The sequence below is a fragment of the Simiduia agarivorans SA1 = DSM 21679 genome (assembly GCF_000305785.2).
GTDB lineage: Bacteria > Pseudomonadota > Gammaproteobacteria > Pseudomonadales > Cellvibrionaceae > Simiduia > Simiduia agarivorans.
The window spans coordinates 3,890,905-3,914,576 of sequence record NC_018868.3 but is presented as its reverse complement, the minus strand read 5'-3'; the positions used below and the strand labels follow the sequence as shown (position 1 = coordinate 3,914,576).

Below are 23,672 nucleotides of genomic sequence, written 5' to 3'. Positions count from 1 at the left end.
GCCCCTTATAAAGACAGCGACTGCATTTCAACCGGCATTTCGTCATCTCCGGCATCCGCATCCAGCCACTGCAGCCAACTTGCCTCCGACCACAGCTCCAGTTTTTTCCCCTGCCCGACCAACATCAGCTTCTTGTCGAGCTGGGCGTACTCACGCAGCGTGGGCGGCAGCAACACACGCCCATTGCCATCCACTTCCAGCGGCGTGGCATAACCTATCAACAGGCGCTGGGTGCGGCGGGCAATCTTATTAAAACTGGGTAAAGCTTCAATTTTGGGCAGAATTTCGAGCCATTGAGGCTCTGGATACACCAGCAGACAGCGCTCTTCGGTATGGGCGGTCACCACCAGTTTTCCGGCACACAATTCCACCAACGACTCGCGAATACGAGCCGGAATCGCCAGACGCCCCTTGGCATCCATGCTGATGGAATGGCTTCCGAGAAACACTATTTCCCACTCACCCTGCTGTTCATGACACTAAATTCCACTTTTACCCACTTTTTCCCACATTGCCACACTATAAATCTGTGCCTTTTAAAGTCAAGCGAAGTGGCGAGAAGTTGCTAGCAAAATCAGGCATTTAGCGGCGAACGGGCGTCGATCAAGCAGGAACTCGGCCACAAGGAAAGCAGCAAAGACATAACAATCAATACGTTAAGCAACAAACTTAAAGTAGATTGTTAAGAGTAGGAACAGATTCTTATATGAGAGTCGGGAGATATAACCGAAAATCCGGTTCAGAGAGTTGGCGCGAGTCAGCGGCACAGCCGCCCTCTGGCCGGGTAAAAAGCGGAAGGACCTGTCCGGGACAGTAGCCGGCGCCACTTACTGGCCAAAAGCTGCTGAGCCAACCGCCGGCACAGCACCTGTATATCTAGTTGAGTCGGCCGATAAGCCGCCCTCTGGCCTGGTAAAAAGTGGAAAGGACCTGTCCGGGACAGTAGCCGGCGCCACTTTACTGGCCAAAAGCTGCTGAGCCAACCGCCGGCACAGCACCTGTAAATTAGTTGAGTCAGCCGATAAGCCGGGTTCTGTCTAGGACAGTCATTCATCTGGGACCAGTGTCACCACTGGCCTCAAGCAACCTACCCGCCTTCAGTGCGGGACACACCATAGAAGGCCTATTTGGTCTTGCTCCGAGTGGGGTTTACCATGCCACAAACTGTTACCAGTTGCGCGGTGCGCTCTTACCGCACCCTTTCACCCTTACCGGCACGCTTGCGCGCGCTTAGGCGGTCTGCTCTCTGCTGCACTTTCCGTGGGCTTTCACCCCCCAGGCGTTACCTGGCACTCTACCCTGTGGAGCCCGGACTTTCCTCCCCCTTGCGGGAGCGACTGTCTGGCTGGCTCGCGGACACATTAATGAAGCCCACCCCCAATTTCAACCGGATTTTTCTACAACAGGGCGAAAAACGAGCAGATTGAGCTATCTTTTATCCATTAACCCCTTTCCAAAGGCCAACTCACCATTGCATACTTTTTGAGCCCCCGGGCGAGATCACACAATAAAAAAGCTGGAGAGCAACATGATCAGATTTACCAAGCAGTTACTACCCCTTTCCATCGCCGCACTGGCATCAAGCGCCACACTCGCCCAGGACCTGGTTCTGGAAGAGGTGGTGGTAACCGCCCAGAAGCGTGTAGAAAGGCTTCAGGATGTCCCCATCTCGGTTAACGCTGTGTCCGGCGCCAAAATGGATGAAGCCGGCATCACCAATCTTGAGGGTATGACAGCTTACGTACCCAACCTGACCATGAACCAGACCGGTATCGGCACCATTATCGCCATCCGTGGTATCAGCTCCGGCATTAACCAGGGCTTTGAACAGTCCGTAGGCCAATATGTAGACGGCATCTACTATGGCCGCGCCCAGTTGGCCCGCGCCCCTTTTATGGACCTTGAGCGCGTGGAAGTCCTGCGCGGCCCGCAAAGTATCCTGTTTGGCAAGAACTCCATTGCCGGTGCCATTTCGATGGTCACCGCCAAACCCACCGATGAGTTCGAGGGCCAGGTTACTGCCCTGTACGAACCCAGCCACGGTGAAAAAGACCTGCGCGTTGTGCTGTCAGGCCCGCTGACCGACTCCCTGAGTGGCCGGCTGTCCTTACTGGGTCGTGAAATCGATGGCTATTATGAAAATACCACCCTGAACCGGGATGAATCTGCTGAAAAAGAGCAGGTCATCAGAGGTCAGTTCCGCTGGGACGCCACCGAAGATCTGACCATGAATTTGAAAGTCGAAACCGGGTCGTTTGACACCAAAGGCCGGTTTTTGGAGCCAGTGAATCCAGTGACACTTCCGGGGGGGCTTTCCTATGCTGATGCGCTGTTCGGCGCCACCGGCGGCGCCTACGTCCTGGACACAGAGCAGAACTTCAAACGCCAATCCAATGGCGATTTTTCGAATAACGACACTGAAAACGCCACTTTCACCATCGACTGGGGCCTTGGCGAACATACACTGACAGCCGTAACTGGCTACAACGCCTACAACTACGAAGAGGATTGTGATTGCGACTTTACCGGCGCGACGGTTTTCACCGCAGACAGCCGTGAGGATTTCAAACAATACAGCCAAGAGATTCGTATTGCCTCACCACAAGGCGAAACCATTGATTACATAGCGGGTCTGTTTTATCAGTCCAGCGAGATGGATTTCGATGACGCCATCCGCGTCCCCACCACCAGTCTGCTGGGAGGGCTGTCAGCGTTGCTTCCCGGCACCGCCAGCCAACGTACCTTTACCCAGGATTCAACACTGTGGGCAGGTTTTGCTCAGGCAACCTGGAACATTTCTACCGATTGGCGCCTGACGGTTGGCGGACGCTATACCGCTGAAGACAAGGAAGCCACCCGGCGACAACACCATACCAATACGCTGGGCCAGGATGTGGGAGCAACAGATCTATTGTTGAATACCGTGTATACCGCATTTTTGCTGGAGCCCTACGAAGAAATTTCAGACAAACGCTCTGAAGGTAAGTTCACGCCCCTGATTACCGCACAGTGGGACGCCACCGAAGACACCATGCTGTATGCCACCTATACAGAGGGTTTCAAGTCCGGCGGATTTGACGTGCGCTCCAATGCACATCCAGACCCGGACTATGGTGTAAACATCATTGCCAACCAAAGCCCATTGGTCATTGTCCAAACCACTGCGGCAAACGGATTTGCGCCTGGCGTTTTCGAATACGAAGAGGAAAAAGCCCAGAGCTTTGAACTTGGCTCGAAAATGACCCTGGCCGATGGCGCCGCCGAACTCAACGTTGCGCTGTTTCACACCAACTACACCGATCTTCAAACCAGTCAGTTTGATGGCGTGCTGGGTTTTAACGTGACCAACGCAGGTGAAGCCACAACCCAAGGTATCGAGCTTGATGGCCGCTGGCTAATTACCAACGGCCTGACCCTGAGCGGTTCTTTGGGCTACCTTGACTTCAACTTCGACAAATTCCCTAACAGCCAGTGCTATTTCGGCCAAACGCCGGACAGTACGGAATACCCCGGTTTGTGTGACCTGTCGGGCAAAACCCGGGAGTTCGCGCCACAATTCCAGGGCACTATCAGTGCTGACTATGCTCAAACCATAGGGGATAATCTGGAGTGGCGTTTAACCGGTGACATCAACTTCAGCGACAGTTACTACGCATCTCCCACACTGGATCCTAACCTGCAGCAGGACGCCTACGCCAAGTTGAATCTGAGATTGGCACTGGGCGCTCAGGATGGCCAGTGGGAAGTCGCCTTGGTGGGTAAAAATCTGACTGACGAAGCAGTATCCACTTTCGGCAACCAACTACCTGTATCAACTCGATTAACAGGTGGCACCGGTACCGCTTACTACAGCTTCTACGATCGCCCGCGCAGCATTGCCCTGCAAGGCACCATGCGCTTTTAAAACGATGTAAACAAAAAAAGGGGAGCTCCGGCTCCCCTTTTTTATGCCTGCGAAAACATCATAGCGATTCGCGAATAATATCCCAGGCCTGCTCTGCCGACTCCACGTAGCGAAACAAGGCGAGATCCTCCGCACTGATCATGCCCTGCTCTACCAGAAACTCAAAATTTACCAAGCGCTGCCAGAACTGCTTACCGAAAATCAGGATAGGCAAGGGCTGCACTTTTTTGGTTTGCACCAAGGTTAAAGTTTCAAACAATTCATCCAATGTCCCGAAGCCGCCGGGGAAAACCACCAACGCTTTGGCGCGCATAAGAAAATGCATTTTGCGCATGGCAAAGTAGTGGAACCGGAAACAGAGCTCCGGAGTAATGTAGGGATTCGGGTATTGCTCGTGCGGCAATACAATATTGAGTCCTATCGATTTCGCGCCGGCTTCACTGGCGCCACGATTGGCAGCCTCCATAATGCCGGGGCCACCGCCAGTAATCACATGCAGCTCGCCGCCGGGACAAGCCGGGCTTTGCTCGGCAATCAATCGGGCCAGCGCACGCGCCTGCTCATAGTAACGGCTTTGCTCAACGGCCACCTGACATCGCTTTTGCTCTGTGTCTGACAGGTTACCAGACTGGGCCGCTGCCAGATCAATGCTTGCTTGCTCCGCATCCGGAGTCCGGGCGCTGCCGAACATAACCACCGTTTGCGATATGCCCAGTGCCTGTAAGGTTTTTTCCGGTTTCGCCAACTCTAACATCAGCCGCACCGAACGCATTTCTTCGGTGAGCATAAAATCCTGATCGGTGTAGGCCAGCCGATAGGCGGGCGAACAAAGCTGAGGATTTCCGCACACCACGTCTTCCGGGTATTCAGCATGCACCACCTCATCGGCGGCGGAATAGAATAACCGGTTGGAATCCCTGTCATGTTTGGCCATTATTACTCCTTCATTCGACCCAATCGCGGAACCGGCAGTTTAATGCTGTTCCACGTACCATTGATAAACGAGTTTCTTTTTTACGCCAACAATTTGCTCCACCAGTGCACTGGCTTTTTTCGGCGGCAACTCGGCGGCGAGCAACTGCATGATACGCATGGCATCCGGGCTCAACGATTGTTCCAATTGCTTGGGTGCGCCCCGCACCAACAATACGATCTCACCCCGCTGCTGGTTTGAATCGGCGCCAACGCGCTCGACCAGTTCCGCAAGCGAGCCGGACAAAAAGGTCTCGAAGGTTTTACTCAACTCGCGCGCCACAACCGCTTGCCGGTCCGGTCCAAAAATTTCGGCCATATGATTAAGACAGTCCAGAATCCGGTGCGGGGCCTCATAAAAAATCAGTGTGCCGGTTTCCTGCTTAACAGATTCCAGCCGGGTCGCCCGCGCTCCGTGCTTTGCCGGCAAAAAGCCTTCAAAACTGAATCGGTCGGAAGGCAGCCCTGAGGCCGATAGCGCGGCAATTAACGCACAGGCGCCAGGAATGGGCACCACCCGGATGCCGGCAGCGCGCGCTGCCGCGACCAGCTGGTACCCCGGGTCGGACACCAGGGGGGTGCCCGCATCGGAGATTAACGCCACTGATTCCCCCGCCAGCAGCCGATCAATCAACTTTTGGGTGGCCTGGCCATCGCTGTGGTCGTGGTAGGCCACCAGCGGGGTGCGAATGTGAAAGTGTTCCAGTAAACGGCTGCTATGACGTGTATCCTCTGCCGCAATCACCGCAACCGTTTGAAGAGTTTCTACGGCTCGCGGTACCATATCGCCCAAATTGCCGATTGGTGTAGCCACCACGTATAAAGCTGACTCGTTCATGGGTACACTTTTGACCTGCTCATTGGAAGCTCAATCATACCATGTTTAACATCCCGACCCGCCTCTGCCTCTCCGGCCTGGCCCTGTGTTTACTGCTGTCCGCCTGCTCTGCACCGGTCAAGCAATCCGACCCCGATATTGTCGAAGCCACGGCCGGCAGCTCTCAGGAAGCGGTACAGGCATTACTGCTGGAGGCCCGGCAGGCCAAGTCGCCGGAGCGCGAGCGTCACATTATTGCCGCCGCCGAGCAGTTGATTGCACTGGGCGACAATGAATGGGCCGACAACCTGCTCAGCGCCATCAGCCGGGACCAACTGCAGCAGCAAGACCTCTGGCATTACACCCTGGTGTACAGCCAATTGGCGATCGCCCAGAACAACCTGTTCACCGCCCAACAAGTGTTGATGAACCCGGGCCTCGACAGCCAATGGGAGCTGATGCCAAAAGCCACCTACGTGGCCATCAGGCAAATGCGCGGCGAACTGATGTCGACGCTGGGTGAAACCCAGTTGGCCATCAGGGAATACGTTGCGCTCGACCACGTATCGCTGTCACCCGTAGAGGCCACCGGCAATCAGGTTGCCCTGTGGCAAACATTGATGGCACAGCCTTTGTGGGAGCTGGAGCAATTAGCCGGCAACAGCCAATCGCGGGAAGAGCTGGGCTGGTATCAGCTGGCAATCTTGTCCAAGAATAACCAGAACCAACTGGAGGCTCAGCTCGCCGGCGTCGAGCAATGGCGAGCCCAATGGCCCGACCACCCGGCGGCCGCGCACCTGCCGCAAGATCTGCAGTTGCTGCAACAACTGATTGAAGAGCAACCCAAGCAGGTGGCCCTGTTGCTGCCGGTGAGCGGGCGTCTGGCCCGCGCCGGTAAAGCCATTCAGGACGGTTTTTTTGCCGCCTACTATCAGGCCGTGGCAGCCGGTCATCAACATCCCGCCATTCGCGTCTATGACAGCAACACCCAGGATATCGCAGGCCTCTATCAGCAGGCAGTAGACGAAGGCGCCGAGCTGATCATTGGCCCGCTGGACAAGGACAAAGTGGCCGAGCTGGCCCTCTTACCCGCACTGCCGGTACCCACGTTGGCGCTGAACCGGTCCGAACAAAATGGCAGTCTGCCCCCCCCACCGCAGCTGGTGCAGTTCAGTCTTGCCGCAGAAGATGAAGCCCGCCAAGCCGCCCGCCGGGCATGGCTGGAAGGTCACAGGCTGGCGATGGTGATTGCACCGGAAGCCAGCTGGGCTGATCGCGCCGCAGTGGCGTTCATCGCCGAGTGGAATCAGTTGGGAGGCACGGTCGTTGATTATGCCAAATTCACCGGCAAAGCCGATTACTCAAAAATTATTTCGCGCGCATTGCTGATTGACCAGAGTAAAGCCCGCGCTGCACAAGTGCGTAATATTCTTGGCCGCACCATGGAGTACGAACCCCGGCGCCGCCAGGATGTGGATATGATTTTCCTGACCGCACTGCCGAACCAGGCCCGGCAGGTAAAACCCACGTTGAAATTTCACCTGGCCAGCGACATTCCGGTATACGCCACCAGCCATATCTACACCGGCGAACCGGACCCAAAACTGGACAGCGACATGAATGGCATCCGGTTCAGTACCCTGCCGTGGATTTTCGACACCCAGCGTCCGGAAAAGCTGGCGATCGACGCCTATTCGCGCGACCCGGCCTTTAACCGGCTCTATGCCATGGGGGTAGACGCATTCTACCTCTATCCTCGCCTGCGCCAGCTGCGGGAAATTGACGGCACCCGCGTTTTCGGCGCCACTGGCAACCTGCAATTGAATACCGCTGGCCAGATCGAGCGGGAACAGATGTGGGCCAGTATACGGCGCGGCAGAGCGGTACCCATGCCGATGGTGGTAAGCCGCCAGAGCGATGACAGCTGATGACCAGGGGTGCCGAAGCCGAACAAAAAGCGGAGGCATTTTTAACCCGCGCGGGGCTCACTACACTCGCGCGCAACTACCTCTGCAGCCGGGGCGAACTCGATCTCATCATGGAGCACCTTGGCACACTGGTTTTTGTCGAAGTCAGGCTTCGCAGTCACGCCGCCTTTGGTTCGGGTGCCGAATCTGTCACCGCTGGCAAGCGGCGCAAACTGAGACTTGCGGCCGAACATTATTTGCAGGCGCACCCTGATCGCCACCATCAACCCGCCCGCTTTGATGTGGTCTGGTTTGATGATTTACAGTCGGACCCCCATTGGGTAACCAACGCTTTTTGAAATACACCGCGAACACCTGAGAAAACACCATGGAACAACGCGTCATTCAGCGCTTCCACGAAAGCATTGAAACCATCATGAATGCCGGCGAGGGCTTTGCGCCTCTGCTGGCGGATGCCAGCCACGCCATGGTCCAGGCGCTGCTGAGTGAACGAAAGATACTTACCTGCGGCGTAGGCCTGGCGGCTGCCAACGCACAAACCCTGGCCAGTTGCCTGGTGAACCGATTCGAGCAGGAAAGACCCAGCCTGCCAGCCCTATGTCTGGCCAACGACGCGCTCAACCTGAGCGCCGTGGCAACCGATTCGGGCTTAAACGATATTTTTGCCAAACCCATACGGGGACTGGGGCAAGCGGGCGATCTGCTGGTAGTATTTGCCACCGGCGGCAACACCAGTGCAACGGTGCAAGCGATCAGCGCCGCACGCGACAAAGAAATGAGCATTGTGGCGTTTACCAACGAACAGTGCGGCGACCTGGCCAGCATGCTGGCCAGTCAGGATTTCGAATTGAAAGTGCCTACCCTATCGGCGCCCCACGCCCATGAGGTGCACCTGTTGAGTGTTTTTTGTCTCTGTGATCTCATAGATCAGCAATTATTTGGAGGTTTCGCGTAATGCGGATTTTATTGTTAGCAAGCTTTTTGGCGCTGCCATTGTTCCTGAACGGCTGCAGCCATATCGTGGGTGCGGCGCACGAAGAACCCGTTGGCGTGGATAAAAAAGAACGCACTCTGGGATCGGCCATCGACGATGAAAAAATTGAGGTTTCTGCATTGGTGAACATCCGCAAGGCCTCACCTTTGTTGGAAAACGCCAACATTTCTGTCACCAGTTTTAACGGCATTGTGTTGCTGACCGGCCAGGTACAAGCGCCCGACATGAAAGCGCTCGCCGGCGAAGAAGTGCGCAAAATCACCCGCGTTCGCGAAGTTCACAACGAGCTGGCCATTCAAGGCAATGCCTCCTTCCTGACCGCCACCAGCGATACCTGGCTGACATCCAAAGTCAAAACCAAAATGATGACCGACATGAACCTGGACAGCGGCCGGGTTAAAGTGGTGACGGAAGATGGCGTAGTCTACATTATGGGCTTACTGACCCAGGCCGAAGCCAAACGCGCCAGCGAAATTGCCCGCACCACGGGTGGCGTGCAGAAAGTCGTGAAAGTGGTGGAATACATTAACTAGTTGCTAGTAACAACCGTCAGTTTTTCAGTTATCGATAGTCAAAAAAAGCGGGCAATGCCCGCTTTTTTTGTTCCGGAGACTAGCCAGCCACTGTTTTTTCAGACTAGCTCCAATGCCACCGCGGTGGCCTCGCCGCCGCCAATACACAAGCTGGCCACACCACGGGCTTTGCTCTGGTGCAACATAGCACCCAACAAGGTCACCATGATACGCGCACCACTGGCACCCAGAGGATGACCCAGTGCGCAGGCGCCACCGTTGACGTTCACTTTGGCGTGGTCGAGCTCCAGTTCGGTCATGGCCGCCATGGCCACGACGGCAAAGGCCTCGTTGATTTCGTAGAGGTCCACGTCGGCGGCCGACCAACCCACCTGCTCAAGCAGATTTTTCATGGCCGCCACGGGCGCCGTTGTAAACCACTCAGGTGCCTGTGCGGCCTGACTGTGGCCGCACACCCGGGCAATGGGCTTAAGGCCGCGTCGGCTGGCTTCCGACGCGGTCATTAATACCAAAGCGGCCGCACCGTCCGATATTGAGCTGGCATTGGCGGCAGTGACGGTGCCGTCTTTTTTGAACGCCGGCTTCAACGTGGGAATTTTTTCCGGGCGCGCATTGCCGGGCTGCTCATCGGTATCCACAACCACTTCACCCCGCCGGTCGGCAATGGTCACGGGCGCCACTTCGCGACGGAAACGCCCTTCGGCAATGGCTTTGTTCGCGCGATCCAGCGAGGTCAACGCATAGTTGTCCTGGGCCTCACGGGTAAACTGGTACTTGTCAGCACACTGTTCGGCAAAACTACCCATCAGGCCACCCTGATAGGCGTCCTGCAGGCCATCCAGGAACATATGATCCAGCAGTTCGCCGTGACCAAGTCGATAACCCGCTCGCGCCTTGGCCAGCAAATAAGGCGCATTGGACATACTTTCCATGCCGCCGGCAACAATCACTTTGCCGTGGCCAAGCGCCAGCGCATCGGCGGCCATCATCACGGTTTTCATGCCCGAGCCGCAGACTTTGTTAATGGTGGTACAGGGCGTGCGGTCAGACAGGCCGGCTTTCAGTGCCGCCTGTCGCGCCGGCGCCTGACCCACACCGGCAGGCAATACGCAGCCCATCAACACTTCGTCCACCTGATCTGCGGCCACACCCGCATCGGCCAGCGCGGCCTTGATGGCCACCGCACCCAGATCGGGTGCTGAGACCGCGGACAAAGCCCCTTGCATGCCCCCCATGGGCGTGCGCGCCATACCTACAATCACAATGGGATCTTTCATAACCGCTCCTCGTACGCTGCTTGATCACTCGCTTCCAGTCTGCAACAGCACCGCCGTTGCACGCAATGCATTGCAGTATAACCAAAGCCGTGTCAGCCAGCCCTGGGCGATGCGCTCTGTCACTGGCAGGGTACGCCGTGCAGGCGTCATTGGCGCCGATCTGGAGCAACAGAAAGCTGTTTTCGGGCCCGGTTGTTAACAGCAGTGGCGTTTTGAGGCAGGGCGGATAATTGCGTTCATCTTGCCGGCAGGACCGTTAACCGAGTGACTTCACTGCCAGCCCTGCACTCATGCTACCATCGGCCAAACGCACACGGAGGAGCCTCTATGGGAACCGGAACTATTGTTACATTCGTCATCATTGCCCTGCTGCTGTTTTACATCGTAGGTATCTACAACCAGTTGGTGGCGCTGAAAAACCGCTTTGAAAATGCCTTTGCGCAGATCGAGGTTCAGCTCAAACGCCGCTACGACCTGATTCCCAATCTGGTGGAAACCGCCAAGGGTTACATCAAGCATGAACGCGAAACGCTGGAGGCGGTCATTGCCGCTCGCAACCAAGCTGCGGCTGGACTGCAAGCCCTGAAAGGCCATCTGGACGACGCTGGATCGGTGGCCCAGCTGAATCAGGCCGAAGGCATGCTCGCTGGCGCCATGGGACGGCTGAACGTGGTGATGGAGGCCTACCCCGACCTCAAAGCCAACCAGAACATGATGCAGCTGTCCGAAGAGCTCACCTCCACCGAAAACAAGGTGGCGTTTGCCCGCCAGGCCTTTAACGACGCCGTCACGGCTTATAACAGCTACAAGCAAAGCTTCCCGCCGGTGTTTTTTGCCAATTTATTTGGCCACGGCAAAGACGCAAATCTGCTGGAGTTTGCCGATAGCGCCGAAATCCAGGCCGCACCGAAAGTTTCCTTCTAATGAACTTCTTTGAGCATCAGGATCAGGCGCGCAAACAGACCGCGCGTCTGGTGGGCCTGATGGCGCTGGCAGTGGTGGCGCTCATCGTCATAACCACGTTGTTCGTTGGCATTATGCTGCAAGCCACCGGCGGCGCCGCAACCCCCAGCCCCGATCAGGCGGCCTTCTGGCAAACGTTTTTTGAACACCTGGATGCGCGCCTGATCGGCGGCATCGCCATTATCGTGATCAGCGTGGTGTTACTGGGCAGCTGGTACCGGTTATCCCAGTTGCGCCAGGGGGGTGCCGTGGTGGCGGAGTCGCTCAACGGTCGCCTGCTGAATATCGCTGAATGCACGGGCAAGGAACGCCAACTGCTCAATATCGTCGAAGAGATGGCCATCGCGGCGGGCGTTCCCGTGCCACCGGTGTACCTGCTGGACGAGCCCGGAATCAACGCCTTTGCCGCCGGCTATGCCCCTCAGGATGCGGTGATTGGCGTGACCCGTGGCTGCCTCGAAGCCTTGTCACGGGACCAGTTGCAGGGGGTGATCGCGCACGAATACAGCCACATCTTCAATGGCGACATGCGCCTCAACCTGCGTCTGGTGGGCGTACTGCACGGCATTTTGCTGATCGGTATCATCGGCGAGATGATCATGCGCAGCACGCCCAGGCGCAGCAGTAAAAAAGACGGCAACAGCCTGGCCCTGCTCGGGCTCGGTTTATTTGTAATCGGCTATGCCGGCATCTTTTTTGGCAACCTGATCAAAGCCGCGGTCAGCCGGCAGCGGGAGTTTCTGGCCGATGCCTCGGCAGTGCAGTTTACCCGCAACCCCAGCGGCATCAGCGATGCTCTCAAACGCATTGGCGGGCACAGCGCCGGCTCCAATCTGGCCGCCGCCAACGCCGCCGAGTACAGCCATTTCTATTTCGCCAACGGTGTCAGCGGCTGGTTCAGCGGCCTGTTTGCTACCCATCCACCGCTGGCCGAGCGCATTCAACGCATCGAACCCGGCTGGAAAGGCGATTTCCTGACCAGCGCCCCCACCGACGAGACCGACCCACGCACACAGGGTTTTGCCGGCGCCGCTGAGGTCAACGCACCGGCACCCGAGCCGCTGGTTGAACAAATGGGTGTACCGACGCCGGCCGCCCAAGCTGTGGCGGCGCGCTTGCTCGATCAGCTTGACCCCAAAGTGCGCGACGCTTGCCATAACAGCGCTTCGGCCATGGCCATCATCTACGGCCTACTGTTCACTGAATCCGTCGCACTCGAACAGGAAAGCCACTTGGGCGTGCATGTGCCGACCCCGGTGTTCAAACTTTACCGGCACTATCTGCCACGGGTGAAAGCCTTACCACTGGCGCTGCGCTTGCCGGTGGTGGAGCTGTGCCTGCCGGCACTCAAGGCATTGTCTGACGGGCAGAAAAACCAATTCAGAGCATCGGTGATTGCCCTGATCAAAGCCGATAAGCAACTCACTTTATCCGAGTGGTGCCTGTTCAGTCTGCTCAAACACAACCTGTTTGACCGGCCACAAAGTTCGAATAAAACCCGCGATCTCGCCGCCCTGAAGGCGCCGTGCCGGCTACTACTGGCTGCAGTTGCAAAACAGGGGGACGTCAGCAACCAGCAACAGGCATTTGAAAGTGCCATGCAGGCATTGGGCTTGGGTCTGGAGAATCTGCCAGAGGAGGCTGTTGATTTAGCGGGACTGGATGCGGCACTCAGCCAACTTAATCTGCTCAAGCCGCTACAAAAGCCCAGGCTGATCAAGAGTATCATGCTGGCGCTGGATGCCGATGGCGCACTGCAGCTGGCTGAATACGAATTGTTGCGCGTGATCGCCGATCGGCTGAACTGCCCGATGCCGCCGTTGGGGGAACGGGCTGTTCACTGACACCGCAAAGCGGCAATAACCACGGGCCCGCAACCGGGGCCCGGCTCTCAGTTGCTGCCTGGCAGCGCACCTTCCGTTTCAAACACCGCCACGGCGGGATTGTATTTCGCACGGGTGTCAAATCCACGCAGGTCCTGTTTATCAAACAGACCAAAACTCAGCAGGTTGAGCCAGCTGCGGTCATTGATATCCACACTGTACTGGTAGTTGAAATTGCCGTTCTTATCGAAATTCGGGTAATCCGGAAAGTTGGTCCACAGTACCTCGACCGCACTCTGGGCCAGATCATCCATACCCAGCAAATGATAGCCCTGCGCCATCACTGCCAACGCATCGGGCACCGCCGGCGTCTGCTGGAAATTTTCCACCACGTACCGACCCCGGTTGGCGGCGGCCAGATAGGCACCGCGCTTGAAGTAGTAATTAGCCACATGGATTTCGTAACGCGCCAGCAGGTTGCGCAAATGAATCATGCGTTTGCGCGCGTCCTGGGCGTACTGGCTGTCGGGGTAACGGGCGATTAACTGCGCGAAATGGGCAAAGGACTCACGCGCAGCTCCGGGGTCGCGGTCGGTCAGGTCGGAGGGCACATAGCGCTCAAACATCCCCTGATTCTGGGTAAAGGTGGTCAGGCCCTTCATGTAATAGGCGTAATCCACGTTCCGGTGCTGCGGGTGCAGGCGGATGAACCGGTCGGCAGCGGCCATGGCAGCTTCGGGCTGATTGCTCTTGTAATAGGCGTAAATCAGTTCCAGCTGGGCTTGTTCGGCATAAGCACCAAACGGGAAGTTCTCCTCCAGCAACTGCAGGTTTTTGATGGCCGGCTCCCATTGAGACGCGTTCAGCATGCGCTGGGCAGCATCATAGAAGTCTTTTTCGGTTGTATGCTTAGGCTCATTGCTGGCACAGGCAGCTAACAAAACCGCGGTCAACACCAGGGTTGACGAGATAATACGGCGGAGGGACATGCTAAAACTCTTTATGGACTAATTCTGGTCTGACACCGCGCGGTCTTTGAGCTGTCCCCAATGACCCGCACAGCGTAAAATAGCCGCATTTAATCACAGCCACACCAAGATACCAAACACATGTCGAGTCCCAACCCCACTATCTCGCTTGCTGCCACCGTGCCTCAGGGCGCTGGCGGCGCCCGCGTGGATGCGATGGCCAGTCAGTTATTCCCGGATTATTCCCGCGCCCGCCTGCAAACCTGGATCAAAGAAGGCGCCCTGACGCTGGATGGCCGGCCCTGCAAGCCCAAGGACAAGTGCTTTGGCGGCGAGTCGCTGGCGCTGGAGGCCGCGCTGGAGCCTGCGGGTGACTGGGTAGCAGAAGCCATTGCTTTGGATATTGTGTACGAAGACGATACCTTACTGGTCATCAATAAGCCGGCGGGGCTGGTAGTGCACCCGGGTGCGGGCAACCCCACCGGCACCCTGCTCAATGCCCTCCTGCACCACTGTCCCTCGCTGGAGCAGGTACCCCGCGCTGGCATCGTGCACCGGCTGGATAAAGACACCACCGGCCTGATGGTGGTCGCCAAAACCCCGCAGGCCCAGATCAACCTGGTGCGGCAGTTGCAGAAACGTTCCGTCAAGCGCGAATACGACGCGCTGGTGGTGGGCAAGCTGATCGCGGGCGGTACCGTCGACCAGCCCATGGCACGGCATCCCACGCAACGCACCAAAATGGCCGTTACCGACGTGGGTGGAAAAGAAGCGATTACCCGCTATTCGGTGAGCGAGCGCTTTGGTCACTACACGCTGGTACGCTGCAGCCTCGCCACGGGGCGCACGCACCAGATCCGGGTGCACATGGCCTGGCTCAAGCACCCGCTGGTGGGCGACAAAACCTATGGCGGTAACCGTCAGCTTGCCGCCGGCATCAGCAGCGAACTGCGCAACACCATCCTCACCTTTCCCCGTCAGGCACTGCATGCCACGCACCTTGAACTGGTACACCCGGTGCTGAAGGAAACCATGGCCTGGCACGCCGAGCGGCCGGAAGATTTTGAGCAAATTCTGAATCAACTGGCAGAGGAAGATCCCCTTGTCTGAGCCCATCGCGCTTTTATCGCCCGACTGGCCCGCGCCCGCCCGGGTAAAGGCTGTGGTCACCGAGCGCAGCACCGGCGCCAGTGCGCCCCCCTATGCCCATGCAAACCTGGCCCTGCATGTGGGTGACGACGAACAGCAGGTTTTACAAAACCGGCAACAGCTGCTGCACCAGCTCGATTTGCCCCAGGTACAATGGCTGGAACAGGTTCACGGCACGGAGGTAGTGATAGCCCAGCCCGATAACCTGACCCGCACCGCCGATGCCTGCATCACCCAGCAAGCCGGGCTGGCCTGTGCGGTGCTGACGGCCGATTGTGTGCCGGTATTGCTGTGCAATGCCGCTGGCACCCAGGTGGCCGCCGTGCACGCCGGCTGGCGCGGCCTCAGCGCCGGCATTCTTGCCAATGCAGTGGCCATGTTCGACGCGGCGCCCGATCAATTGATGGCGTGGATTGGCCCAGCCATCGGGCCCACAGCCTTTGAAGTCGGTGTCGATGTCCTGGAGGCCTGCTTCGATCTGGCCACCGATGCCGACAGCACCGAACACATTGCAGCCTGCTTTACCCCTGGCGCCCGGCCGCTGAAGTTCTACGCCGACCTGTTTGCCCTCACGCGCATCGCATTAACCAGCCTGGGCATCGCGCAGGTATACGGTGGAACGCACTGCACCGCGACAGAAAACCACCGGTTCTATTCTTACCGCAAAGAAGGCACCACGGGCCGGTTTGCCAGCCTGATATGGCTGAGTTAAAAAGCGGGCAAGATAAAGTTTGATCCTGATCAAACAAATCACGACCAATTGTGCAGCTGCTTGAATTCTGCACAAATTACCCCAACCTCTGAATCATTAGACAATGTTTTCGAGGTTGACCATGCGAATTGACCGACTCACCAACCAGCTGCAAATCGCCCTGTCCGACGCCCAATCCCTGGCGGTAGGCCGGGACCATCCGCAGCTGGAACCTGCGCACCTGTTGCTGGCCATGTTGGATCAGCAAGCCGGCACCGTGCGCCCCCTGCTCGCGCAAGCGGGCTTTGACGTCACCGGTTTACGCAACGAACTGGCGAAAAAGCTCGACGGCCTGGCCCGGATTCAAAACCCCACCGGTGATATTCACATGTCGCCGGAACTCGGGCGACTGCTCAACCTGGCCGACAAGCACGCGCAAAAAGCCGGCGACAAGTTTATCTCCAGCGAAACTGTCCTGCTGGCCGCCATGGAAGAAGGCTCCATGGAGCTTGGCAAAATGCTGGCGCAGTTCGGCAATGTGAAGCGCCTGAAAGAGGCGGTAGAAAAAGTACGCGGTGGAGAGAAAGTGGACAGCGCAGATGCCGAAGGCAACCGTCAGGCACTGGACAAATTCACCATCGATTTAACCGCCCGGGCTGAAGCCGGCAAGCTGGACCCGGTGATTGGACGCGACGATGAAATCCGTCGCACCATTCAGGTTTTGCAGCGCCGGACCAAAAACAATCCCGTACTCATCGGTGAGCCCGGCGTTGGTAAAACCGCCATCGTGGAGGGGCTTGCGCAACGCATTGTCAATGGCGAGGTGCCAGAGGGCCTGAAAAACAAACGGCTGCTCTCGCTCGATCTCGGCTCACTGTTGGCCGGTGCCAAGTTCCGGGGCGAATTCGAAGAGCGTTTGAAAAACGTGCTCAATGAACTCGCCAAACAAGAAGGCCGCATCATCCTGTTTATCGATGAACTGCACACCATGGTCGGCGCCGGCAAAGCCGACGGCGCCATGGACGCGGGCAACATGCTGAAGCCTGCGCTGGCACGTGGTGAACTGCATTGCGTAGGCGCCACCACACTCGACGAGTATCGCCAGTACATTGAAAAAGACGCCGCACTCGAGCGCCGCTTTCAGAAAGTGCTGGTGGACGAACCGTCTGAAGAAGACACTATCGCTATTCTGCGCGGTCTGAAAGAACGCTATGAAGTACACCACGGCGTGGACATTACTGATTCGGCCATTATTGCGGCCGCCAAGCTGTCGCAACGCTACATCACCGACCGCCAGTTGCCGGACAAAGCCATTGACCTGATCGACGAAGCCGCCAGCCGGATCCGGATGGAAATCGATTCCAAACCTGAAGAAATGGATCGCCTGGAGCGACGTCTGATTCAGTTAAAAATCGAGCGCGAAGCGGTTAAAAAAGATGAAACCGAAGCGGCCAAAAAACAGCTCAACCTGCTCGACGGTGAGATAGAAAAAGTGGAGCGGGAATACGCCGATCTGGAAGAGATCTGGCGTACCGAAAAGGCTGCCCTGAGCGGTTCCCAGGACATCAAGTCGAGCCTGGAGCAAGCTCGCCTGGACATGGAAGCCGCGCGTCGCGCAGGCGACCTGGCGCGCATGTCCGAGCTGCAATACGGTGTCATTCCCGAGCTGGAAAAGCAGCTGGATATGGCGAGTCAGGCCGAAATGATGGAAATGAAGTTACTGCGTAACAAAGTCAGTGACGAAGAGATTGCCGAAGTGGTGTCCAAGTGGACTGGTATCCCCGTCAGCAAGATGCTGGAGGGCGAACGCGAAAAACTGCTGCAGATGGAATCCGCTCTGCACAAAAAGGTCATTGGCCAGACTGAGGCGGTGATCGCCGTGTCCAATGCCGTGCGCCGCTCGCGGGCCGGTTTGTCGGACCCGAATCGCCCGAACGGCTCATTCCTGTTCCTTGGCCCCACGGGCGTGGGCAAGACCGAACTGTGCAAGGCGCTGGCGGAATTCCTGTTCGATACACCGGAAGCCATGGTGCGCATCGACATGTCGGAATTCATGGAGAAGCATTCGGTGGCCCGTCTCATTGGCGCCCCGCCCGGCTATGTGGGTTACGAAGAAGGCGGGTACCTGACCGAGGCCGTCCGGCGCAAGCCCTATTCGGTGCTGCTGCTCGATGAAGTGGAGAAAGCCCATCCCGATGTGTTCAATATCCTGCTGCAGGTACTGGACGACGGCCGCCTGACCGACGGCCAGGGCCGCACTGTGGATTTCCGCAACACCGTGGTGGTCATGACCTCGAACCTGGGCTCCGATCGCATTCAGCAGCTGTCAGAAGGCGGCGATGCCAACTACGATGCCATCAAGGCCTCTGTGATGGATGTGGTAGGGCAGCATTTCCGGCCGGAGTTTATCAACCGGATCGATGAATCAGTGGTGTTTCACCCACTGGGTCGCGAGCAGATCCGGGGGATTGCCGAGTTACAGCTGGCGTTGTTGCAACGCCGCCTGAAGGAGCGGGAACTGAGCCTCACGCTGGAAGACGCGGTCATGGATAAAGTACTGGCAGCAGGCTACGACCCGGTGTACGGCGCCCGCCCACTCAAGCGTGCGCTACAGCAGATCATTGAGAATCCGTTAGCGCAATCCATCCTCGCCGGCAAGTTTGCCCCCGGGGCGGATATCAACGCGAGGATGAACGGCGATCACGTAGTGTTTGAGTAACCCTCAACGAAAAAAGGCGCGGTATCCGCGCCTTTTCATTTATTGCGTAAAACCGCGGTTATTCGCAACTCTCTCGGGCAGCGGCTTCAGCTTCAGCCATTTTTTCAGCTTTTTCTTCGTCAGTCAGGTAACGAATGCTGCCATCGGCCTCTGTGATCCGGATTCTCGGGTGATTGGTCAGGGTTTCCATATTATTGCGCGCAATCTCGCAGCGGGCCGGATCCACCACTGACATTTTAGCTTCGGCTTTTTCAGCCGTCGCTTTCGGTTTGGGTGCGCCAAAGCCGGTTTCATCACCGGGCAAGGCTTTGCTCGCGGGGGTTGCATTGCTCTTACCGCTGGAGGCTTTACCGCCGCCCATCACGCGCACTAATTCGGAAGGACGATCCTTAGGTGCGGTTACGGTGTAATGGGTGACACCGTCGTCATCCACCCACTTGTAGTACTCTTTGGCGTCTACCTGAGTGGCAAAAGCCAGCCCCAACGAACAAAAAACAACGGCAATCAAGCTACGCATGGCGAAATCCATACTCCAAATTTAAGCATCAGTATAAGACTATACTCGTTAACCGCAATAAAACCCACTAAGCACCTCACATATCCGGCCTGTTGGGATACATTTGCCACTTTTTAGGGCAAAGTATTGACATTGTTTGTCAGATTGCCAAAATTGCGGATTCGCTAGATGGCTATTAGACATACCGGTAAACCCGGTTCTTTTCTACCCCGGCAGGTCAACCACCCGCCTTACCATCCAGAGTTGCGAAGGTGCGTCCACCGACGACATCTTGTCCAGACCTCGCAGCGTTAAAAGCGCAGGGAGCTGGTTAATCCAAAGCTAATACAGCAATGAGGTAGGGCAACCTGTTTGTTCGGGTCGCCCATGGCGCATTTAGCGTAGATTAAGGCAAATTCTTTAAGGGGATAAAAGGTGGAAATGCTTTCCGGCGGCGATATGCTGATTCGCGCCCTCCAAGACGAAGGCGTAGAACATATCTTCGGCTACCCGGGTGGGTCAGCCCTGCATATATACGACGCCATTTTCCGTCAGGACAAAATCAAACACATTCTGGTTCGTCACGAACAGGCCGCAACCCATGCCGCGGATGGCTATGCACGCGCCACCGGCAAGGTCGGCACCGTACTGGTCACCTCCGGTCCGGGTGCCACCAATGCCATTACAGGCATTGCCACCGCCTACATGGATTCCATTCCCATGGTGGTGATATCCGGCCAGGTTCCGTCGGAGAAGATCGGTGAAGACGCTTTTCAGGAAACCGACATGGTGGGTGTTTCCCGTCCGATTGTGAAACACAGTTTTCTGGTAAAAGATGCGGCAGACATTCCTGCCACGATCAAAAAAGCCTATTACATCGCCTCTACCGGCCGGCCCGTGGTTGTGGATTTGCCCAAGGACGTGACCAACCCGGCTGACAAGTTCGAATACAGCTATCCGAAGAAGATCAAGCTGCGTTCCTACACGCCCATTGAAAAAGGCCATAGCGGCCAGATCCGCAAGGCCGTTCAATTGTTGATGACGGCACGCCGTCCCGTCATTTACGCCGGTGGCGGCGTGGTGCTGGGCAATGCCAGTGAGCTGGTAACCAAGTTTGCGCGCGAGCTCAACTTCCCCGTCACCACCACGCTGATGGGGTTGGGTGGATTCCCGGCATCTGATCAGCGTTGGCTGGGCATGCTGGGCATGCACGGTACCTTTGAAGCCAATACCGCGATGCACCATGCCGACGTCATTCTGGCGGTGGGCGCCCGCTTCGACGATCGCGTGACCAACACGCCAAACAAGTTCTGCCCGCAGGCCAAAATCATCCACATTGATATTGACCCCGCGTCGATTTCCAAAACGGTCAGTGCCGATATCCCGATCGTGGGCTCGGTATCCAGTGTGATGAAAGACATGTTGGCACTGCTGGGCGAGATCAAAGAGCGTCCGGACACCAAAATGCTGGGCGACTGGTGGCAGCAGATTACCGACTGGCGCGAGCGTCACGGCATTTACACTAAGCCGCGCTACAACACGGCGGGCGAAAAAATCATGCCGCAGGACGTCATCAAAACCTTGCATGAAGTCACCCAAGGCGATGCCTTTGTGACCTCGGATGTGGGCCAGCATCAAATGTTTGCGGCCCAGTATTACGGGTTCGACAAGCCCCGGCGCTGGATCAACTCTGGCGGGCTGGGCACCATGGGCTTTGGCTTGCCTGCAGCCATGGGCGTGCAGATGGCTCACCGCGATGCGATCGTCGCCTGCGTCACCGGCGAAGGCTCTATTCAGATGTGTATTCAGGAATTGTCTGCCTGCACCCAGTACCATTTGCCGGTCAAAATTATCTGCCTGAACAACCAGGCCCTCGGCATGGTCAAGCAGTGGCAGGACATGCAGTACAGCGGTCGCTATTCGGAGTCCCTGTACGAAGATTCGTTACCGGATTTTGTGAAGCTGGCCGAGGCCTATGGCCACGTGGGCATTCGCGTCACGAAAAAAGAAGACCTGAAAGCGAAAATGGAAGAGTGTTTCGCGATGAAAGACCGCGTGGTGTTCATGGACATCTACGTGGATCCGACTGAGCACGTTTATCCCATGCAGATTGCACCGGGCACCATGCGCGACATGTGGTTAAGCAAGACGGAGCGCACCTGATGAGACGGATCATTTCAGTATTGATGGAAAACGCGCCTGGTGCACTCTCACGGGTTGTCGGGTTGTTCTCTCAGCGTGGCTATAACATTGAAAGCCTGACGGTGGCCCCCACGGAAGATGCAACCCTGTCGCGCCTGACGTTGACCACCATTGGCGACGACCACAAAATCGAACAGATCACCAAGCACCTCAACAAGTTGATTGATGTGGTGAAACTGGTGGATCTGACCGAAGGCGCCCACATCGAACGCGAGCTGATGTTAATAAAAGTCAAAGCAGTGGGCGGCCAACGCGAAGAAATCAAACGTTGCGTTGATATTTTTCGGGGCCAGATTGTCGATGTGACGCCCAGCGTTTACATCGTGCAGGTGGCTGGCACGTCGGACAAACTCGATGCGTTCGTGCAGGCGGTTGGAGACAGCGCCATCCTTGAGGTGGTGCGGACGGGAGTTTCCGGCATTGCCCGCGGCGAAAAAATCCTGAGCCTTTGAGCTCATTAAATTTGAAATACATTCGGAACCGGACATAGGACTGAATCATGCAAGTGTACTACGACAAAGATTGTGACCTCTCTATCATCAAAGGCAAAAACGTTGCCATCGTTGGCTACGGCTCACAGGGCCATGCCCATGCCCAGAACCTGAAAGATTCCGGTGTGGCCAATGTCACCGTTGCCCTGCGCAAAGGTTCCGCCAACTGGGCCAAAGCCGAGCGCGCAGGCCTGAAAGTGGCCGAAATTGCCGATGCAGTAAAAGACGCCGATGTCACCATGATCCTGGCGCCCGATGAGCATCAGGCGAAAATCTACTCCGAAAGTGTCGGCCCTTACCTCAAGTCAGGCTCCGCACTGGCATTTGCGCACGGCCTGAACATCCACTTTCAGCTGATTCAGCCGCCGGCCGACGTGGACGTGATCATGATCGCGCCCAAAGGCCCCGGCCACACCGTACGCTCCACTTACCTGGAAGGCGGCGGTGTACCTACCCTGATCGCGGTTTATCAGGACGCCACTGGCAAAGCCAAAGACATCGCGCTGTCCTGGGCCTCGGCTAACGGCGGCGGTCGTTCCGGCATCATCGAAACCAACTTCCGTGAAGAAACTGAAACTGACCTGTTCGGCGAGCAAGCGGTATTGTGCGGTGGCGCCAGCGCACTGGTAGAAGCGGGCTTTGAAACACTGGTGGAAGCCGGTTATGCGCCGGAAATGGCCTACTTCGAGTGCTTGCACGAACTGAAGCTGATCGTTGACCTGATGTATCAGGGCGGCATCGCCGACATGCGCTACTCCATCTCCAACACCGCTGAATACGGCGACTACGCCACTGGCCCACGCATCATCACCGAAGAAACCAAAGCGGAAATGAAGCGGGTACTGACCGACATCCAGGAAGGCCGCTTCGTACGCGACTTCATTCTGGAATGTCAGGCCGGTTACCCGGTGATGAAAGCCAAGCGTCGCATCTCCGGTGAGCATGGCATCGAGCAGGTGGGCAGCAAGCTGCGCGCCATGATGCCCTGGATCAAGGCCAATAAGATCATCGACCGCACCGAAGGCAATAGCTGATCGCTTTAGCCGACATAAAAAAGCCCCGCTATGCGGGGCTTTTTTATTGCAGAGATTACAGGGTCAATCCACGTAGACAGGCCCTATGCCCATTCCCCAAACGATCACTGTGCCGACGCGCACAATCACCAACATGACCAGACCAACGGTCACCACGCTGGTGGCATACATGAAGGCGCGCTCTTTATCGATATTCATCAGAATCGGAATACCTTCGTACACCAGATAAATGGCATAGCAGCCCGCAAGGATAGTCGCCGCGGCATTCAACCACAGCTCCGGGTAGATCCCGACGATGCCGGCGAGAAACACCGGCGTCGTGATATAAACCGCCAAAGCCGTGCCTTCATAGTGGCGCTGCTCCGCAGAGTCCGTCACACCGTAGGTTTTGGCCATCCAATTAATGAATTCGCCCAATACATAAACGCCCACCATCAGGGCAATATAGGTCATTACACAAAGAGACAGGGCGGATTCGCTGGTGAGCCGGACAACCTCGCCGTCGCCAATGGTCCAACCCACCTGGGTCACACCAAAATAGGCCGCCACCGGGGGAATCAGGGCAAGGAAAGGCACATGACTGAAAAACACCTGTGCGAAGGAATGTCGCTCATTGCGAATTGCCTTCCACTCCCGATCGGGGTGCAACAGGATACCAAGTGTGTGCTCCAAAATGGCCATACAGCCTCCTTATGTTTTTATTAGGAACCA

Annotated in this window: 20 protein-coding genes and 1 other RNA gene; 13 read left to right on the top strand and 8 right to left on the bottom strand. The window is 56.9% G+C overall.

Going from position 1 to position 23,672, the window contains the following annotated elements; translation table 11 throughout:
• Window positions 1–5 precede the first annotated feature (5 nt).
• A complete protein-coding gene (gene mraZ, locus M5M_RS17455; RefSeq protein ID WP_016389897.1) occupies window positions 6–449 on the bottom strand; it encodes a division/cell wall cluster transcriptional repressor MraZ in 444 nt (147 codons plus the stop codon).
• A gap of 557 nt (window positions 450–1,006) precedes the next feature.
• An RNA gene (gene rnpB / locus M5M_RS19785) (RNase P RNA component class A) lies at window positions 1,007–1,353 on the bottom strand.
• 175 nt (window positions 1,354–1,528) lie between these two features.
• Here rnpB and M5M_RS17450 point away from each other — a divergent pair.
• Window positions 1,529–3,904 (top strand): TonB-dependent receptor, encoded by a 2,376-nt coding sequence (locus M5M_RS17450; protein WP_015048833.1) that lies wholly within the window; start codon window positions 1,529–1,531, stop codon window positions 3,902–3,904.
• A gap of 58 nt (window positions 3,905–3,962) precedes the next feature.
• Here the strand turns inward: M5M_RS17450 and M5M_RS17445 are convergent, their stop codons facing one another.
• Complete coding sequence (locus M5M_RS17445; RefSeq protein WP_015048832.1) at window positions 3,963–4,838, bottom strand: LOG family protein; 876 nt, start codon at window positions 4,836–4,838, stop codon at window positions 3,963–3,965.
• A 39-nt stretch (window positions 4,839–4,877) separates the two neighbouring features.
• Window positions 4,878–5,714, bottom strand: a complete 837-nt coding sequence (gene rsmI / locus M5M_RS17440) for a 16S rRNA (cytidine(1402)-2'-O)-methyltransferase (protein WP_015048831.1) — start codon at window positions 5,712–5,714, stop codon at window positions 4,878–4,880.
• A 41-nt stretch (window positions 5,715–5,755) separates the two neighbouring features.
• Between rsmI and M5M_RS17435 the strand changes: the two genes are divergently transcribed.
• From M5M_RS17435 to M5M_RS17420, 4 genes are read left to right on the top strand one after another with little or no spacing between them, the layout of a single operon-like run.
• Complete coding sequence (locus tag M5M_RS17435; protein WP_015048830.1) at window positions 5,756–7,621, top strand: penicillin-binding protein activator; 1,866 nt, start codon at window positions 5,756–5,758, stop codon at window positions 7,619–7,621.
• Window positions 7,621–7,959, top strand: coding sequence for a YraN family protein (locus M5M_RS17430; RefSeq protein WP_015048829.1), 339 nt, complete (start codon window positions 7,621–7,623; stop codon window positions 7,957–7,959). Before M5M_RS17435 ends, M5M_RS17430 begins: the two co-directional genes overlap by 1 nt.
• Window positions 7,960–7,988: 29 nt before the next feature.
• Complete coding sequence (locus M5M_RS17425) at window positions 7,989–8,576, top strand: D-sedoheptulose-7-phosphate isomerase (protein ID WP_015048828.1); 588 nt, start codon at window positions 7,989–7,991, stop codon at window positions 8,574–8,576.
• Complete coding sequence (locus tag M5M_RS17420; protein ID WP_015048827.1) at window positions 8,576–9,148, top strand: BON domain-containing protein; 573 nt, start codon at window positions 8,576–8,578, stop codon at window positions 9,146–9,148. Before M5M_RS17425 ends, M5M_RS17420 begins: the two co-directional genes overlap by 1 nt.
• A gap of 98 nt (window positions 9,149–9,246) precedes the next feature.
• On the opposite strand, the gene M5M_RS17415 is transcribed toward M5M_RS17420, so the two are convergent.
• Entirely contained in the window at window positions 9,247–10,425 is a 1,179-nt protein-coding gene (locus M5M_RS17415) for an acetyl-CoA C-acyltransferase (RefSeq protein WP_015048826.1), read from the bottom strand.
• Window positions 10,426–10,752: 327 nt separating this feature from the next.
• Here M5M_RS17415 and M5M_RS17410 point away from each other — a divergent pair, with 327 nt between their 5' ends.
• Both M5M_RS17410 and M5M_RS17405 read left to right on the top strand, forming a co-directional pair.
• A complete protein-coding gene (locus M5M_RS17410; protein WP_015048825.1) occupies window positions 10,753–11,349 on the top strand; it encodes a LemA family protein in 597 nt (198 codons plus the stop codon).
• Entirely contained in the window at window positions 11,349–13,232 is a 1,884-nt protein-coding gene (locus tag M5M_RS17405) for a M48 family metallopeptidase (protein ID WP_015048824.1), read from the top strand. The genes M5M_RS17410 and M5M_RS17405 overlap by 1 nt, the downstream gene beginning before the upstream one ends.
• Window positions 13,233–13,279: 47 nt before the next feature.
• On the opposite strand, the gene M5M_RS17400 is transcribed toward M5M_RS17405, so the two are convergent.
• On the bottom strand, window positions 13,280–14,200 hold the full coding sequence (locus M5M_RS17400; protein ID WP_015048823.1) for an outer membrane protein assembly factor BamD: 921 nt from the start codon (window positions 14,198–14,200) through the stop codon (window positions 13,280–13,282).
• 120 nt (window positions 14,201–14,320) lie between these two features.
• On the opposite strand from M5M_RS17400, the gene rluD reads away from it, so the two are divergent.
• The 3 genes from rluD to clpB all read left to right on the top strand — a co-directional run bounded on the left by rluD (window position 14,321) and on the right by clpB (window position 18,738).
• A complete protein-coding gene (gene rluD / locus M5M_RS17395) occupies window positions 14,321–15,289 on the top strand; it encodes a 23S rRNA pseudouridine(1911/1915/1917) synthase RluD (RefSeq protein ID WP_015048822.1) in 969 nt (322 codons plus the stop codon).
• On the top strand, window positions 15,282–16,040 hold the full coding sequence (gene pgeF, locus M5M_RS17390; protein ID WP_015048821.1) for a peptidoglycan editing factor PgeF: 759 nt from the start codon (window positions 15,282–15,284) through the stop codon (window positions 16,038–16,040). Before rluD ends, pgeF begins: the two co-directional genes overlap by 8 nt.
• Window positions 16,041–16,161: 121 nt before the next feature.
• A complete protein-coding gene (clpB, locus tag M5M_RS17385) occupies window positions 16,162–18,738 on the top strand; it encodes an ATP-dependent chaperone ClpB (protein ID WP_015048820.1) in 2,577 nt (858 codons plus the stop codon).
• 58 nt (window positions 18,739–18,796) lie between these two features.
• On the opposite strand, the gene M5M_RS17380 is transcribed toward clpB, so the two are convergent.
• Entirely contained in the window at window positions 18,797–19,255 is a 459-nt protein-coding gene (locus tag M5M_RS17380) for a DUF4124 domain-containing protein (protein ID WP_016389889.1), read from the bottom strand.
• A gap of 414 nt (window positions 19,256–19,669) precedes the next feature.
• Here M5M_RS17380 and M5M_RS17375 point away from each other — a divergent pair, with 414 nt between their 5' ends.
• Genes M5M_RS17375 through ilvC form a run of 3 tightly spaced genes read left to right on the top strand, consistent with a single transcriptional unit; the run spans window position 19,670 to window position 22,961 of the window.
• Window positions 19,670–21,397, top strand: coding sequence for an acetolactate synthase 3 large subunit (locus M5M_RS17375; protein ID WP_042455200.1), 1,728 nt, complete (start codon window positions 19,670–19,672; stop codon window positions 21,395–21,397).
• Window positions 21,397–21,888 (top strand): acetolactate synthase small subunit, encoded by a 492-nt coding sequence (gene ilvN, locus M5M_RS17370; RefSeq protein ID WP_015048817.1) that lies wholly within the window; start codon window positions 21,397–21,399, stop codon window positions 21,886–21,888. Before M5M_RS17375 ends, ilvN begins: the two co-directional genes overlap by 1 nt.
• 47 nt (window positions 21,889–21,935) lie before the next feature.
• On the top strand, window positions 21,936–22,961 hold the full coding sequence (gene ilvC / locus M5M_RS17365) for a ketol-acid reductoisomerase (RefSeq protein WP_015048816.1): 1,026 nt from the start codon (window positions 21,936–21,938) through the stop codon (window positions 22,959–22,961).
• A 63-nt stretch (window positions 22,962–23,024) separates the two neighbouring features.
• Here the strand turns inward: ilvC and M5M_RS17360 are convergent, their stop codons facing one another.
• On the bottom strand, window positions 23,025–23,642 hold the full coding sequence (locus tag M5M_RS17360) for a Yip1 family protein (RefSeq protein ID WP_015048815.1): 618 nt from the start codon (window positions 23,640–23,642) through the stop codon (window positions 23,025–23,027).
• Between the last annotated feature and the right edge of the window lie 30 nt (window positions 23,643–23,672).

What these genes read in the sequence shown, in the direction of transcription:
- rluD (WP_015048822.1), top strand. Translation starts at nt 14,321, where the DNA reads ATGTCGAGTCCCAACCCCACTATCTCGCTTGCTGCCACCGTGCCTCAG.
- M5M_RS17435 (WP_015048830.1), top strand. Translation starts at nt 5,756, where the DNA reads ATGTTTAACATCCCGACCCGCCTCTGCCTCTCCGGCCTGGCCCTGTGT.
- M5M_RS17400 (WP_015048823.1), bottom strand. Translation starts at nt 14,200, where the DNA reads ATGTCCCTCCGCCGTATTATCTCGTCAACCCTGGTGTTGACCGCGGTT.
- M5M_RS17405 (WP_015048824.1), top strand. Translation starts at nt 11,349, where the DNA reads ATGAACTTCTTTGAGCATCAGGATCAGGCGCGCAAACAGACCGCGCGT.
- M5M_RS17430 (WP_015048829.1), top strand. Translation starts at nt 7,621, where the DNA reads ATGACCAGGGGTGCCGAAGCCGAACAAAAAGCGGAGGCATTTTTAACC.
- M5M_RS17425 (WP_015048828.1), top strand. Translation starts at nt 7,989, where the DNA reads ATGGAACAACGCGTCATTCAGCGCTTCCACGAAAGCATTGAAACCATC.
- M5M_RS17410 (WP_015048825.1), top strand. Translation starts at nt 10,753, where the DNA reads ATGGGAACCGGAACTATTGTTACATTCGTCATCATTGCCCTGCTGCTG.
- M5M_RS17415 (WP_015048826.1), bottom strand. Translation starts at nt 10,425, where the DNA reads ATGAAAGATCCCATTGTGATTGTAGGTATGGCGCGCACGCCCATGGGG.
- ilvN (WP_015048817.1), top strand. Translation starts at nt 21,397, where the DNA reads ATGAGACGGATCATTTCAGTATTGATGGAAAACGCGCCTGGTGCACTC.
- ilvC (WP_015048816.1), top strand. Translation starts at nt 21,936, where the DNA reads ATGCAAGTGTACTACGACAAAGATTGTGACCTCTCTATCATCAAAGGC.
- rsmI (WP_015048831.1), bottom strand. Translation starts at nt 5,714, where the DNA reads ATGAACGAGTCAGCTTTATACGTGGTGGCTACACCAATCGGCAATTTG.
- clpB (WP_015048820.1), top strand. Translation starts at nt 16,162, where the DNA reads ATGCGAATTGACCGACTCACCAACCAGCTGCAAATCGCCCTGTCCGAC.
- M5M_RS17380 (WP_016389889.1), bottom strand. Translation starts at nt 19,255, where the DNA reads ATGCGTAGCTTGATTGCCGTTGTTTTTTGTTCGTTGGGGCTGGCTTTT.
- M5M_RS17445 (WP_015048832.1), bottom strand. Translation starts at nt 4,838, where the DNA reads ATGGCCAAACATGACAGGGATTCCAACCGGTTATTCTATTCCGCCGCC.
- M5M_RS17450 (WP_015048833.1), top strand. Translation starts at nt 1,529, where the DNA reads ATGATCAGATTTACCAAGCAGTTACTACCCCTTTCCATCGCCGCACTG.
- M5M_RS17360 (WP_015048815.1), bottom strand. Translation starts at nt 23,642, where the DNA reads ATGGCCATTTTGGAGCACACACTTGGTATCCTGTTGCACCCCGATCGG.
- M5M_RS17420 (WP_015048827.1), top strand. Translation starts at nt 8,576, where the DNA reads ATGCGGATTTTATTGTTAGCAAGCTTTTTGGCGCTGCCATTGTTCCTG.